The 16,503-nt window shown below is 35.9% G+C and carries 5 protein-coding genes; 1 reads left to right on the top strand and 4 read right to left on the bottom strand.

Features of this window, described 5'->3' with window-relative positions; genetic code table 11:
* Positions 1-37: 37 nt before the first annotated feature.
* Both OZP06_RS08610 and OZP06_RS08605 read right to left on the bottom strand, forming a co-directional pair.
* Entirely contained in the window at positions 38-1,645 is a 1,608-nt protein-coding gene (locus OZP06_RS08610) for a RagB/SusD family nutrient uptake outer membrane protein (protein WP_269221500.1), read from the bottom strand.
* A gap of 10 nt (positions 1,646-1,655) precedes the next feature.
* On the bottom strand, positions 1,656-4,610 hold the full coding sequence (locus tag OZP06_RS08605) for a SusC/RagA family TonB-linked outer membrane protein (RefSeq protein WP_269221499.1): 2,955 nt from the start codon (positions 4,608-4,610) through the stop codon (positions 1,656-1,658).
* 320 nt (positions 4,611-4,930) lie between these two features.
* On the opposite strand from OZP06_RS08605, the gene OZP06_RS08600 reads away from it, so the two are divergent.
* Positions 4,931-5,929, top strand: a complete 999-nt coding sequence (locus OZP06_RS08600) for a GntR family transcriptional regulator (protein ID WP_281324487.1) — start codon at positions 4,931-4,933, stop codon at positions 5,927-5,929.
* A gap of 194 nt (positions 5,930-6,123) precedes the next feature.
* Here the strand turns inward: OZP06_RS08600 and OZP06_RS08595 are convergent, their stop codons facing one another.
* Together OZP06_RS08595 and OZP06_RS08590 are read right to left on the bottom strand one after the other, a co-directional pair.
* On the bottom strand, positions 6,124-9,765 hold the full coding sequence (locus OZP06_RS08595; protein ID WP_269224521.1) for a chitobiase/beta-hexosaminidase C-terminal domain-containing protein: 3,642 nt from the start codon (positions 9,763-9,765) through the stop codon (positions 6,124-6,126).
* Between the two features lie 125 nt (positions 9,766-9,890).
* Positions 9,891-16,340, bottom strand: a complete 6,450-nt coding sequence (locus OZP06_RS08590) for a T9SS type B sorting domain-containing protein (protein WP_269224520.1) — start codon at positions 16,338-16,340, stop codon at positions 9,891-9,893.
* Between the last annotated feature and the right edge of the window lie 163 nt (positions 16,341-16,503).

Here is a 16,503-nt window from a genome sequence, read left to right as displayed (position 1 = left end):
ATTTCATGTTTTTATGTTTATTATAATAGTGGATTTTTTAGTAACCTGTATTTTGAGTTAAATTATGATTGGCACCCAATGATCCAACAGGTACTGGGAAAACATTCATGTGTGATGGAATTGAAACTCCAGTAGAAGCATTCCCTTTCCAAGCCCAATTGTATGACCCTCCAGTAAATTTTCCAAAACGGATTAAGTCTTGTCTTCTATGGGCTTCCCAATGCAATTCACGGGCTCTTTCATCAATGATAAAATCAAGAGTCAAATTTGATGCAGTAATATTCCCTACAGTCGAAGTTTTATTGGCTCTTTCTCTCAAATCATTTACATAAGTTAATGCCTGAGCTACATCGCCATTACCTCCTCTTAAAGTTGCTTCAGCATACATCAAATACACATCTGCCAAACGGAATAAAGGAAAATCAGTATCTGCATAAGTAGAGCTACTCCCTTTTACTCCGGTAGCTGTTTTGTTTGAATATTTAGATAAAATATACCCTTGTGTTTTCACACCAATATCAGCAATATCAATTGTTCTTTGTTTAGAAGGATCACCTTGTATACCAGTACCAATAGTTTTGCGGGTATCTTGATTGAATTTACCTCCGTCAAATTTTTGTGCAAATTGTTTTCTGATTCGAAGTGCACCACTCCATCCACCAATTCCAAAATCGGCACCATTATTTTCCCAAGCACCAATTTGACCATTAGTTAATACTGTTGTTGCTCCCCAGTTTTGAGAAACTACACCATCTGATTGGATTCCGAAAATTATCTCTTCAGAAGTATTGTTATCTGCTTTGAAATTATCTAGGTAATTTGGTTTTAAAGAATACCCTCCAGCAATAATTTCATTACACTTGGTCACACAATCATTATAGCGATCCGCTTGAATGTACACTTGTGCATTCAAATAAATTTTAGCCAATATCATATTAGCCATCCCTTGATCTACTCTACCATAAATGTTGGTACGAGCTGCTTTTAAACTAGGAAGTACTGTTACCAATTCAGATTCAACAAAATCAAACAATTGTTTTCTATTGAATTCTGGGCCAGCAAAATTGATTGGATCATTTTCGGTATACATAGGGGCTTTACCAAACAAATCCATCATGTTGTAATACGCATAAGCACGCAATACACGAACTTCATTTCTATAAAGTGCAATATCGGCAAGTTTTGAAGCATCTGTAATTCCTCTTGATTGCAGTTTTTCTGGAGTACTTTGGCGTAAAAACTCGTTGGCATACGCCACAGAAGCCATGGTTCTACTGTACATTCCTAAAATGATAGGATTAGAAGCTGTCCAAATATTTCTTTGCAATTCAGCAGTTCCTTCATCGGCTTCATAACTCCAAACTAGTTCGTCTGTAGTTAAATCTTGCAAATACAATAAACATCTGGTAAATTGACTCGTTCCTGCATCTACACCTTCAAGCGAAGAATTGTTTGGACCAATAACACCCGTCAAAGTAAGATTACCATAAACTCCGGCTAAAGCTTTTTCGTAACCTCCTGGTGAAGTATACAATGCCTCCGAGGATAATACATCATCATCTTTAGAGACAACATTCAAATCATTCGTACAGGAATGAAGTACCGCTGCTAATACTAAAATGGATATAAAAATATATTTTTTCATGATTTTATTTTTAAAATTTGAGGTTAAGACCAAACAATATTGAGCGTTGTCTTGGGTAAATTGTTTTATCCACTCCGTTGTTTGTGATTTCAGGATCCAATCCGCTGTATTTTGTAATTACAAAGACATTTTGAACACCAGTTGACATTCTTAACGTAGCTTTATCATTTAACCACTTGGTAAATGTATAGCCCAAAGTAATATTATCCATTTTTAAGAAAGAAGCATCTTCTACATAAAGGTCAGATAATAAAACATTTGAAGTAGTTTGAAAACCAGTTTCTAGTATAGATGTAGGCACATTACTCAATACTCCTCCGTTTTCTAAGTTATCAAACTGAGCATTACCCGCTGCTTCAGCATTAAAAACTCTATTTCCGACACTAGCTCTTAAATTGAAAGAAAAATCGATATGTTTGAAATTCATTGTAGAAGCAAATCCGAAAGTAGCATCTGGATCTGGATTATGATAAATGTATTTATCCGAATTGTTTTTGATGTTATCTCCATTAATATCAGCAAAAGCACCGTCAATTGGTTTACCCGCTGTATCGTACAATTGTTTGTAAACATAAAAAGAGTAAGGGGTATAGCCTTCGCTAAAGATTTGACCTGGAGTTCCTGTACCAGAAATATTATCTCCTAATAGAATATTCGTATTATTAACCAAATCCTTAATTCGTCTTTCAAACTTTGAAGCTGTAAAATTCACATTCCAATTGAAACTATCCGAATGTAACAAAATGGCATTCAAACTTAACTCGATCCCTTTTGTGGTGAAAGATCCAACATTTTGATACACACGATTTGAAAAGTTACTACCATCAGAAATAGCAGCATTTACTAATAAATCTTTTGATACTTTAGAATAAGCTTCGACAGAACCAGAGATACGATTGTTTAAAATTCCAAAATCAACACCTGCATTTAAAACAGTTGTTTCTTCCCATTTTAAATTTTTTGTTCTTTTGCTAGACAAAGCGATTGGAGTCGCTGTAGTACCAAAATAATATTGGGAATTCCCACCACCAACTTCATATTTTTCTAAATAACCATTCGGATCTGGTATGTCTTGTTGGCCTGTGATACCATAACTCACCCTTAATTTCAAGTCCGATAAAGTCTCGTTATCTTTAAAAAATTCTTCTTTCATTTTCCATGCAAAAGCAGCTGCTGGAAAATTACCCCAACGATTTTCTTCTTCAAATCTAGAAGAACCATCTCGTCTATATGACATTGTCAATAAATATTTGTCTTTAAAATTAATATTGGCTCTACCAAAAAAGCCTATTAAAACAACATCTGTATCAATTGAGGTTTCAGGAAAAGTCGAAGGCAAATCTGGATTTAAGATATTACCCGTTTCGAATTTATTTGTTTGAAATTTTTGATAGGAATATCCTGTAGTAAGATCTAAATTAAAATCTTTAATATTTTTGTTATAGGTCAAATAAGTATCTAATAATTTATTTCTTTTGGTCGCTTTTGTAAATTCATTAGTACCATAAGGAATGTTATTATTTGATGGCGCAGAACCAGCATCTTCTCCTACTAATCGTGTTCGCTCTCCATTGGATTCGTCAAACCCAACATTGACAACAGCTCTTAACTCCGGTAAGAAATGAAACTTATAATCCGCTTCAAAATTACCAAAAACCCGACTATTTGTCCCTCTATCATTGGTCATCAACAATTGAGAAACTGGATTTCTGGCTGCATTGGCATTCAAAGTGTATTTACCAGCAGAATTAATTCCAGTAGTGTATTCAAAGTATCCGCCATAAGGAGCTCCATCTACTGTAACAGGTTGTGTTGGATCAAAACTAATGGCTGTTCCCTCAACTGCATCCGTAAACCTATTTTTTTCGTCAGCATAATTCGCTGCTAGTTTTAATTTTAAATGATTATCAAAAAAAGCAGGATTCATAACCAAACCAATTGTATTTCTTTTGAAAGTATTGGTTAATCTCAATCCTTGTTGGTTTGTATTTCCCAAAGTCAAACTAGTTGGAATAACAGTCAAAAGATTACCTCTTACCGATAAGTTTTGATCTACATAACCAGTACTTCTATAAATTTCTTTTTGCCAATCGGTATTAGCAGTTCCTAATTTACTAGCATAATCCGTTCCATTTTTTTTATCCTCATTTACAATAAGAGCACGATATTCATCAGCACTAAAAACATCAACAGTATTGACTAGTTTACCTGCCCCATAAAGAACATTATAGTCTACCGCCAAAGTTTTACTTCCTTTTTTGGTTGTAATAATAATTACTCCATTAGAAGCACGTGATCCATAAATAGCAGTTGCAGAAGCATCTTTTAAAACAACAATAGATTCTACAGTACTTGGATTTAAAGATGCTAAGAAAGAAGACGATCCTATGTTTGTATTGTTATCCAAGGGCAATCCATCAATAACAACAAGAGGGTCATTACTTGCAAACAAAGAACTTCCTCCTCTAATTCTCATTTCGGATTTAGCCCCAGGAGCTCCTGTAGTATTTACAGCTAAACCCGCTACGCGCCCTTTAAATAAATCTTCGGTTCCAACATTGGCACCTTTATTAAATTCCTTTGCAGTCAGTGCAACAACAGCTCCAGTAGCATCTTTTCTTTTTACTGATCCATATCCAACTTGAATTTTTACTTCAACTAATTGATTTGCTTCTGACTGAAGGCTAACTAACAGTGTTTTTTGATTTGTGAAGGTTACAATTTCTTTTCTGTATCCAATAAATGAAAAAACGATGTTATCGCCTTGTTTCACATTTGGAATTTGAAATTTTCCGTCAAAACCGGTTGAGACCCCATTTGGGACTCCTTGTATATTTATATTTACTCCGGAAATAGGCTGTCCAGAACCGCTGTCCAGAACTGTCCCTTTTACTGCATTCTGCGAAAAAGCGCAAAACGGAAGCAGGAGAAATAAAAATAACAACTTCATGTAAATTGTTTTCATACTTTTTTTTAATTTAAATTGATTTTGGGTTAGGTATTGATTCATGCATTGGGCATTGTAACTATTAATTATGATTGATTTTAATATCTATTTTATTGTATTTAAAAATTCTTATTCCCTAAAAAAAGAAAAAAGAAATCCTATATCATATTGCAGATTTTAATGTAAAATCGACATATAATTTCGTTTTAAATAAGATAAATTGTTTTTTTGAATTGTTTTTTTATGAAATATGAAAATCAAAATTATGTGTTAAATTTACATTTCAATACCAGTGCCTACCAGTTTTTTGTATATTTGCCCAATAACCAACTTTTGACATGAAAATTATTTCGATCCAAAATAACCTTGGAATACCAAAATACAAACAGATAATTCAATCGATTGAAAAGGCAATTGAAGAAGAAAAACTTACAAAAGGCGACCGACTTCCATCCGTAAATAAAGTATGTTTGGCCTTTTCTTTGTCACGAGATACGGTTTTATTAGGGTATGATGAACTCAAAAAAAGAGGTATTATTTATGCCATACCAGGAAAAGGATATTATGTCAAAAGCGTTGAAATCACAATAAAACAAAAGATCTTTTTACTTTTCGATGAACTAAATATTTTTAAGGAAGACATATACAATTCGTTTTTAAAAAATATTGGCAAAAATGTACAGGTTGATATTTTCTTTCACCACTTTAATGTACAAGTCTTTCAAAAATTAATAAATGATAGTAATGGAAATTATACCAAATATATCATCATGCCTACCAACTTAATCGATGTAGCAGCATTTATAAAAACCCTACCAGTAAATGATGTAATTATCCTAGATCAAACCAATGATGATCTAAAATCCTTTCCTGCCATCTACCAAAATCACAGAAAAGACATCTGCGAGGGTTTGTCTAAAGGAAAGTCAAGATTGAACAAATACAACAAACTCATTTTGATTTTTCCGGGTTTTAGAGAACCTATGGGAATGAAAATCGGTTTTGAGGATTTTTGTAAAGAATACTCATTTGATTATGAAGTTATCAATGATTTTACCGATAATGAAATTATAATTGGCGGTGTTTACATTATTCCAAATGACCGAGATTTGGTCCACGTAATTGAAAAAGCAAGGCAACAAAATTTAAAACTAGGAACCGATTTTGGAATCATTTCCTACAATGAAACCCCGCTAAAAAAAGTGGTATCGAATGGGATTACCACTATTTCAACAGATTTTACTACCATGGGAAAACTACTCGCACAAATGGTCCTAAAAGGAAAAAAAGAACAAATCGAAAACAAAAGTGCCTTGATTATTAGAAACTCCTTGTAATTGATTTTTATAAATTTTACCTATTTATAAAAACTATCTTTTTAAAAAAATTTGTAATTAACTGCAGCATTTATCAAATAAATTCGACTTTACAATTTTTTAATATGAAAAAGGTTCCAAACGAAAATTACGTTTAGAACCTTTTTTAACATTTAAAATCTAATTTAACTTTATTATAATTAGTGAACTTTAACCTATTTTTTTATAATCTTTTGAAAATATTGTTTTTCATTTTCAAATTTTATTTTAACAATATAAACACCAGCTTTTAAACTACTAACATCAATAGTGTTGTTTATAGGAGCACCTGCTTGTATCAAATTCCCTTGAATGCCAATTATTTGATAATTCACACTAGGCGAATCAGTCTCTATTTTAAGCAAATCATTTACTGGGTTAGGATAGATTTTCACTAAGCTTTCCTTTGGGATTAAATCAGTAACTCCAAGTGTATCGGCCCATGTGTAAGAGAAACCATCTGTTACATTCAGTAATTCTGCCGTTTGATTAGTAGTTCCAGTCATACCATTGCTAAAAACCACACTAACACTTGTTGGGCCAACAATGGTATATTTATAAAAACCATTTACATGGGTAATCATCGTTGCACCAGGAAAAATAGTACTAGCGATACTTCCAGAAGGAATAGCATTCCAATAATGAATTTTCGGAACTGATGTCCAAGTAGTTGGAGGCTTGAAATAAACAGTAAGAGTATTCGGAGTTACAAAACTATACACTTCTGTTTTTACTGCAGAACTCACGTTGGATGTATTTTTTACAAAAGCTTTCAAAGTCGTATTCGCTGTTATTGCTAATGATTTCGTTCCAACAGCAGAACTCGATGCTGTAGTTGGTTCGGTTCCATCTGTAGTATAATAAATAGTAGAGGAATTGACATTGGCCGTCAAAACTACATTTACTGTATTTCCAGTTGTAAAAGAACCTCCTGCTGGAGCAATTATCAAATCTGGAGCTAGACTAAAGCTATACACTTCTGTTTTTACTGCAGAACTCACATTGGATGTATTTTTTACAAAAGCTTTCAATGTCGTATTCGCTGTTATTGCTAATGATTTCGTTCCAACAGCAGAACTAGATGCTGTAGTTGGCTCTGTTCCATCTGTAGTGTAATAAATCGTAGAGGTATTGACATTGGCCGTCAAAACAACATTTACTGTGTTTCCGGTTGTAAATGAACCTCCTGCTGGAGCAATTGTCAAATCTGGAGCTAGACTGAAACTATAGACTTCTGTTTTTACTGCAGAACTCACATTGGATGTATTTTTTACAAAAGCTTTCAAAGTCGTATTCGCTGTTATTGCTAATGATTTCGTTCCAACAGCAGAACTCGATGCTGTAGTTGGCTCTGTTCCATCTGTAGTGTAATAAATCGTTGAGGTATTGACATTAGCAGTCAAAACAACATTTACTGTGTTTCCGGTTGTAAATGAACCTCCTGCTGGAGCAATTATCAAATCGGGAGCTAGACTGAAGCTATACACTTCTGTTTTTACAGCTGAACTTGCATTGGACGTGTTTTTTACAAAAGCTTTCAAAGTCGTATTCGCTGTTATTGCTAATGATTTCGTACCAACAGCAGAACTCGATGCTATAGTTGGCTCTGTTCCATCTGTAGTGTAATAAATCGTTGAGGTATTGACATTGGCCGTCAAAACAACATTCACTGTATTTCCAGTAGTAAAAGAACCTCCTGCTGGAGCAATTATCAAATCTGGAGCTAGACTGAAATTATACACTTCTGTTTTTACAGCTGAACTTGCATTGGATGTATTTTTTACAAAAGCTTTCAAAGTCGTATTCGCTGTTATTGCTAATGATTTCGTACCAACAGCAGAACTAGATGCTGTAGTTGGTTCAGTCCCATCTGTAGTGTAATAAATAGTAGAAGTATTGACATTGGCCGTCAAAACAACATTCACTGTATTTCCAGTAGTAAAAGAACCTCCTGCTGGTGCAATTGTCAAATCGGGTGCAATTGGACATCTTCCAACTGGTTCTGCAGATAACCAACCTCCATCATAATACTTAATTCCAGCAGTTGCTGTTAGATTGGTCGTTTGTGACGTTCCATCATTAAAAATTACACTGGAAGCACTTACTGTAGATGGAAAAGTAAAAGTATACCAATCGCCGCAATCGGGAGTCATAGCCACTCCAGGCCAAGTTACTGCCGTTGTTGTTCCTGTTGTTGCCCAATAATAAATTTTTACCGAAGAACTCCAAGTCGAAGGTTTTTTGAAATACACAGTAAATGGAGGAGCAGTACTAAAAGTATAAGTTTCTGTTTTTACAGCAGAACTAACATTTAAAGTATTCTTAACAAATGCTTTCACAATTGTATTTGAAGTAATTACCAAACTTTTTGAACCAACAGCCGATGCTGATGCTGTAGTAGGTTCTGTACCATCTGTTGTATAATAAATTGTAGAAGTGTTTAAATTGGCTGTCAAAACAGCATTTACAGTTGTTCCAGTATTGTATGTACCTCCCGCGTCTACAATGGTTAAACTTGGCACATCTACCGCACTCAATTTATCCCAAATTGCAAAACCTGTACCTGATAATTTTAGTATCCATCCCGTACCTGATGGCGACCAATTATCAGAACCTAATTTCATAGCAACTTTATCATCAATAATTGCTGCATACAAATTAGTAGTAGCCGCAACAATATTTAAAGCCGATGTACTACTTAATTGATTGTCTTTTCTTATTTTGATCATCGCATCAATTTCAGTTTTAATACCCCAATTGAAATAATGGGGCCACCAAACCATTGGAGTACCAGGATGAGTTAATAAATAAGCATAGCCTTTTAAAACTTGTCCTCCAGGAAACACCCAAAGATCTTGACCATATGGTGCTGGACCCGTATCATGATTGTCTAACATAGTTACTGCATTAGACGGCCAAACCCCAATTAAACCAGATGCTTTTCCATTACCATCTTTTAAGTAACTCAAATTATTATCATTAAATGCATTTTGTAAAGAGCTTTTAGTAGCAAAATCAAAAGCAGATGATGATGCAGTTGCTGTCCCAGCCTTAGTATAATCAATCCATTTTACAATTCGATCCCTGTTTCCTTCTAATAGTTCACCTACCGAAAAGTATGGGTTCGTAGCATCATTGTATTCTTTGATATATTTACCATCGTAACCATGTACAAAATCATAGCGCCAACCGTCAAAACCAATATCAGTTTTCAACCAATTCATCCAGGTTTTGATACCTTCACGAACTAGAGCATTACTGTGATCTAAATCTCTAGCAGCAGAAAAAGAGCCAGATTCTCCAGGCGATTTTAAACCAGCAGCAACAGGATCATAATCAGGCGCTCCTGTTCCTTTTTGTCCAGTAGCACTAATATTTGAATTGTTACAAATTGACCATGTTTCAGTTGGTGTATTCCAGGAAGGTGTTGAAAAATCATACCAACCAAGGGTACCTCCTCTATGATTGATTACGATATCGGCAATTACTTTAATGTTTTTTGAATGCAGGTCTGTTATCAAAGACACTAATTGTGCTTGTGTTCCTTGAGCATTATTCAAATCATACCATACCGTAGGAATATACCCCATTCCTCCAGTTGATTTACTCGGTGGTGGCAACCATATAGCATCAAATCCAGCGGTTTGCAAAGCTGCAGAGTTACTTTTAATCACTTCATACCACTTAGTAGCAGAAACATCAGTGGTCCAGTGAAATCCTTGAATCATTACTTCTCTTCCTGTCGCTTTGGTTTGCGAAAAAACATAGGAACAAAAACAACCAATTAGTATTATTGTTAATAGAAACTTATTCTTCATTTTGGTTTATATGGGTTATTTTAAATTAATAGTATAATTATTTAAGTAATTCATCAAAAAATTACTAACCTTTATTATCATTGAATAACAACAAATTCATTCGCTGGGAGTGATTATTTTCTAAATCAACGTATCAAAGAGAAATGTGATTTAAATAACTTAATTTGGGATTGTTCGGTATATTCTATGGTGAACCAATAATCTGTTGCTGGCATTTCCGCGCCAATATAAAACCCATCCCAACCATCACTCGTTGGATTAATTTGTTTTAATAATTTACCATAACGATCAAAAATATAAATAACAGATGCAGGTTGTCCATCGAGTCCAACTACATTCCAGAAATCATTATGCCCATCTCCATTTGGAGAGAAAAATTTTGGATATCCAATTACAAAAATGTTCTGAGTTAAATTAGTACACCCATTTTCATCACCAACAGTAATAGTATGTTGGCCAGGTTTCAAATTATCAAAAACATTTGACGATTGAAAAGATCCATTATCCAGCTGGTATTCAAATGCTGCATTACCACCAGTTACGGAAACTGTTACCATTGCATTATCAGAAAAAGCCAAAGTCTGAGTTGTTGTCATAGCTAATCCTGGAAAAGAATCAGTCACTTTAACTGTATCGGATGTAGCATCACAACCCGTTACATTGTTTGTCGCTTGCACTTTGTAGTCCCCAGATTGTATAGCGTCATACGTATTAGAGTTCGCACCAATTATGGGCAAAGTATTTAAATACCATACAAAATTATAGTTGGAAGCACTCAAACCAGAATCTAGTGTATTGGTTCTAAATGCAATACCTGTTGCTTGTTCGACACATATTACACCTCCTACAAGAGAAGGTTTTGGTGAAGGATTTACGTTAACGATAATATCTAATGGTATTCCAATACATCCATTAAGACTTGGAGTAATTGTATAGGTAACATTTCCTTGTGAATTTCCAGTAGCTTCTAATATTTGATTTATAGTATTTCCAGTTCCAGCAATAGCTCCAGTAACACCAACTTGAAGAACTGTCCAATCAAAAGTAGTTCCTGAAATTGTAGGAGATAAAACAACATTAGTATTGTATCCACTACAAATTGTTCCTGGGGGTGTCCCCAAAACTTCTGGTAACGGATTAACAGTAATCGTAACAACAATTGGCGTGCCAATACAACCATTAATTGATGGTGTAATAGTATAATCTACAGTACCTGGTACAAAACCCAAATTTGAAAGTGTTTGTGTAATGGTATTTCCCGAACCTGCAGTAGCACCTGTTACGCCTGATGCATTTACAGTCCATGAAAAAGTAGTTCCAACTATGCCACTAGATAACGCAATATTGGTTGTTTCTCCTGAACACACTATTTTCTTAGCAGTATTATCTACAACATTAGGCACAGGGCTTACATCTATAGTAATCTTTTTTGGTAATCCTAAACAACTTCCAGCAATTGGTGTTACATTATATACCACTTGTCCTACATTGGTCCCCGTAGTAGAAAGTGTTTGTGCAATTGTATTTCCTGTACTAGAAGAAGCACCTGATACATTATTTTGCACTGCATTCCATGAAAAGGTGGATCCTGGAATTGTACTTGATAATACTATCGAAGTTACATTTCCAGAACAAAGGGATGTTATTCCTGTATAACTAGCAATTGGTAATGAATTTACGGTAATCGTACCAAGTATTACAATAGCTGGAGTACAAATTCCTGTTGTGGTTACTCTATAATTAAAATTTCCCTGAAGCGTTGGTGTACCGCTAATTGTAAAAATACCCGTAACAAAAGTACCAGTTACTCCAGCTGGTAATCCAGTTACAGTAGCGCCATTAGCGCTACCCCCAACCGTATATGTTATTGGTATTATCGAATCATTCAAACAAATGGTTTGATTTGTAGTTGTTGGTGCCGATGATAGAATCATCGTTGGTATAGGATTAATTGTAATGGTACCTCTCAAAATTACGGTTGGCGAACAACCACCAGTTGTGGTTACAGTATAATTATACACTCCCGAAATTGTTGGAGTGCCACTAATGGTAACTACTCCTCCAGCAAAATTTCCTGTTACTCCTGCCGGTAAACCATTTACCACAGCTCCCGTTGCACTTCCTCCAACTGCATAGGTAATTGCATTTAATGCCGAATTCAAACAAAAAACTTGATTGGTTGTAGAAGCTACCGACGTCAAAATAAGGGTTGATATGGGACTAACTGTTATCGTGCCATTTAAACTTACTGCTGGTGTACAACCACCAGTAGTAGTCACGATATAATTGAATGTTCCAGCTACAGTTGGACTACCACTAAGAGTAAATATTCCTAATGTAAAAGCACCAGTTACACCTGTTGGCAATCCTGTTACTATTGCTCCTGTAGCACTACCTCCTAAAGAATAGCTAATTTGAGATATGTTTGTGTTAATACAAATTGTTTGAGTAGTTGTTGCTGTCGTAGACACCAAACTAATTGCAGAAATAGGACTTATATTAATAATTCCACTCAAATTAGCTGGAGGAGAACAGCCTCCTGTTGTATTTACTATATAGGGAAACGAACCCGATACCGTTGGCGTACCACTTATCGTAAAAACTCCTGCTGAAAAACTTCCCGAAAGCCCTGCTGGCAATACAGATACAGAAGCCCCAGTACCTGTTCCTCCTACTAAATAAGAAATATTGGTCAAAGCAGTATTAATACATACCGATTGAGTAGTTGATGAAGTTCCAGATGTTAAAGTAATGGTTGGCAATACGCTTACAGTTATGGTCCCTGTCAAAGTCGCTGCAGGAGAACAACCTCCAGAAGTAGATACTGTATAACCAAAAGAACCCGATACTGTAGGTGTACCACTAATAGTTAAAACTCCCGCTGTAAAACTTCCCGTTACACCTACTGGTAACCCAGTTACTGTAGCACTTGTAGCACTACCACTCACTGCATATGCAATATTCGTTAAAGCGGTATTGACACAAAGCGTTTGGGTAGTTGTAGTTACCAAAGATGTCAAAGTAATAGTTGGCAATGGACTTACTGTTATGGTCCCTGCCAAAGTCGCTACCGGAGAACAGCCACCAGATGTAGATATCGTATAGGGAAACGAACCCGATACCGATGGTGTACCACTAATTGTAAAAACCCCTGCTGAAAAACTTCCCGTAACACCCGCTGGCAATGCCGAAACCGTTGCTCCTGTTCCTGTTCCTCCTATTGAATATGTAATAGCAGACAAAGGAGTATTAATACAAACCGTTTGTAAGGAAGAGGATATGCTAGATGTCAAAGCAACTACAGGCAATGGAATTACATTAATTTTAAAAGTCGAAGCTGGACCTGTACATGTAGCATTAGTTGCTGTAACTGTTATTGTTGCCGTCTGTGTAATCGCTGTTGTGTTAAGTCCGGTAAATGATGAAATATCACCAGTTCCATTAGCAACAATTCCAATAGCAGTATTGTTACTGGCCCAATTGAAAGTTGCTCCCGCAGGCGTACTTGCAAAGACCGGAACAGAAACTGTTCCGTTTGCACAAACGGTTATATCACTTAATGGAGTCACTGTTGGAGTAGGACAACTAGATGATACACAATTCCCTATGCCTGTTGCTATACATGTATTCCCAACTGAAGTGACTGAAATGGAAACATTTTGCCCCGGTAACAACCCATTAACTGTAAACGTATTTCCGGCCGTATTTCCGGTAACTGGAACACCAGAAGCAACACTATAACTGTAAGTATAGGATGTTGCACCCGAAATCGCATTCCAATTAAATTGAACACTATTTGCTGTTGGAATACCGCAACCAATGGTTATGGTAGGAATTGGATTGACATTGACTGTCGCAATACTTGTACTGTTAACACAAGGCGCAGTCCCTACTAAATTATAGGTAAACGTGCTGTTTGTTGCGCCTATGGCTGGCGTAAAAGATCCCGTTGCAGAATTAAAAGTACCTCCAGATCCTGTCGTTCTGGACCAGCTTCCACCAGCTTGTTCACCAGTTATTAAACTATATAAATCTATTGATGTGGTATCGCTATCACAAACCGTTGTATTTCCTGATGTTCCTGCAATTGGTTGTGGTATAATAGTTACTGTTGCTACACTGCTACTATTAATGCAAGGCGATGTTCCCGCCAAAGCATAGGTAAAAGTACTCGTGGTTGCTCCAACTGCTGGTGTATATGTGCCCGAAGCAGCAGTAAATATTCCGCCTGTTCCCGTTGTTCTTGTCCAAGTTCCTCCAGATTGCTCACCAGTTATTAAACTCGATAAATTTATTGGAGTACTGCTGCTTTCACAAACTGTTGTATTTCCTGATGTTCCTGCAATGGGTTGTGGATTGATAATAACAGTTGAAACGCTAGTACTATTTACACAAGGTGAAGTCCCTGTCAAAGTATAGGTAAACGTACTTGTAGTAGCTCCAACTGCTGGTGTAAATGTGCCTGAAGCAGCATTAAATACTCCTCCTGCACCTGTTGTTCTTGTCCAAGTTCCTCCAGTTTGTTCGCCAGTAATTAAACTAAATAAATCTATGGGAGTGCTACTGGTTTCACAAATCGTTGTACTTCCAGAGGTTCCAGCAATTGGCTGTGCATTTATGGTAATAGGAACTGGAGTTACAGTTGTTCCCGAATTACAACCTGATGTAACTGCATATGTAACCGTATAAGAACCAGGCAATGATGTTAGTAAATCAATCACACCCGTTGTTGAATTAATTATTAAATTAGTAGAACTTGCGGAATATGTCCCACCAGAAATAAAACCAGTACCTGGTGTTGGTGTTGGATTTGCACCATTTTTACAAACAGGAGTTGCATAAGTAAATGGCTGATCTATATTTCCGCCTACATTTATTGAAATAGTTTTAGATAATGGACAAGATCTTACTGTAGATGTTTGCGGTATGAAGGTTATATTGTCTAACCCAAAATCATTCCCTGATGGATTAGTTTCTGTATCTATAATTATTATTTCGGGATTTGGGGTGACTAACCCTGAAGGCCATGTGCCTTTTATTTGTGTCCATCCACAACCTACTGGAGGAGATGGAGAAATTCCAGTTGGAATATTCGTAGCCGATAGTGCTGAAAGTGAAACTGCAGTACCGCCTATTGTGACTTTAAACTTTGCAGGATTTAGAGCCGTTAGATTTTGCACCCAAAATGAAAAGTCATAATTAGTCGAAGGCTCAACGTGTACCGTTTGCGACCAAACCACACTAGTGCCATCAATTGCTCCATCAACCACCATCATGAGTCCTGTTCCAGTTGTTTTATCTCCGCATGACACAAAATTCATAAATGAATTCTTTGGATCCGATTGTATACCATAAGCTTTATTTGCCCCTGCAGTTGAACCACTATAAAAACCATAGCTAGATTTAAAACCAGTGTTGCCAATTTCAAAATCGCCGTTTGTTATTAAATTTGAAGGAGGTGTTGTAGTACTTATTGTGGATTCAACAGTATAGGTGGTATTTACTATTGGGTTTACAAAATAAGGGTTAGCAGTTCCTAAAACAGTACCTAACGAATTTTTCCAAGTATAAGTCGGCCCGGCATTAGAAGCGGTTAATTTAACCAATGTACCTGGGACTACGCAACCTACAGCATCCGATGTAACGCTAATATCTAATGGAGCAGTCAAAACGATTGGAGATACGGTTTTATTATCGGGTGTTGCTTGTGAATCGTCAACTTTAAGTGAATAGTTCCCAGCAGCTAAACCGGTAAATATTCCTGTTGAATTTGAAGGAACTACAGTTGGCCCCGTTAAGGTAAAAGTATACGGAGGAACGCCCCAACCTGCGTAACCTATGATCGTACCATCATTAGACGTAGGACAAGAAAGATTAGATTGCGTATACGAAAGTGTTATCGGTTTTGGAGGACCATAAAGAGAAATATCATCTATTGCAAAATCATTACCCGCTGCACTTGTATTGTTATTGTACATTTCAATGTTTACACAGGCATTAGATGCGATAAAAGTATAAGTAACCTTCTGCCAATTTGATGCTGGTAGCGCAATTGGTAGTGGAACTAATGTGGTGCCCGCTATGAGTGTGACACTAGTTGCATTATTAAAAGAAACACCTATATCCGCTTGAGTAGCTGCACCAACAACTGTTGAAGAAATAGATCCTACATAATACGTAAATGTGTATAAAGCCCCAACCGTTAACCCACATACGCCTCCACCATTTGTTCCCGCTTTGTAAAATCGCTGTTGTCCACCAGAAGTATTCCCATGAATAGCAAGCATTTTACCCACTCCAGAATGATCTTTTCCATGTATAAAAGTTGCATTGTTCATGCTAAATGGATCTGCAATCAAAGCATAATCTCCAGGATTACTTGATCCTGTAAGACCTGTTACAAAAGTATACCCTAAACCATTAATGTCGTAACCGACTTTGTTTCCAGATTCAAAATCACCATTGGTAATATAATTCTGAGCATTGGAAAAAGTAAATGTTATAAAACATAAAAAAACAAGTAGTAGTAATCTCTTTTTTGGGGCAAAAAGGGATTGCAAAGTAAAATTTTGCATAAGTATAGGTTATAAATAGTTTGGTTTGGCGAATTGAAAATATCAATCCTATTTTGATATGTGTTTTTTTTAAACTATCTTTTTATCAATCATCTAAAAAAATATTTAAAAAATTACACATAAAGCATTTTTTTAAATGTTAAATTTATGTAAATATTAACAG

Origin of the sequence: Flavobacterium sp. IMCC34518 (genome assembly GCF_027111095.2) — a bacterium.
In the GTDB taxonomy this organism is placed as follows: domain Bacteria; phylum Bacteroidota; class Bacteroidia; order Flavobacteriales; family Flavobacteriaceae; genus Flavobacterium; species Flavobacterium praedii.
This window is presented reverse-complemented; position numbering and strand designations above follow the sequence as displayed.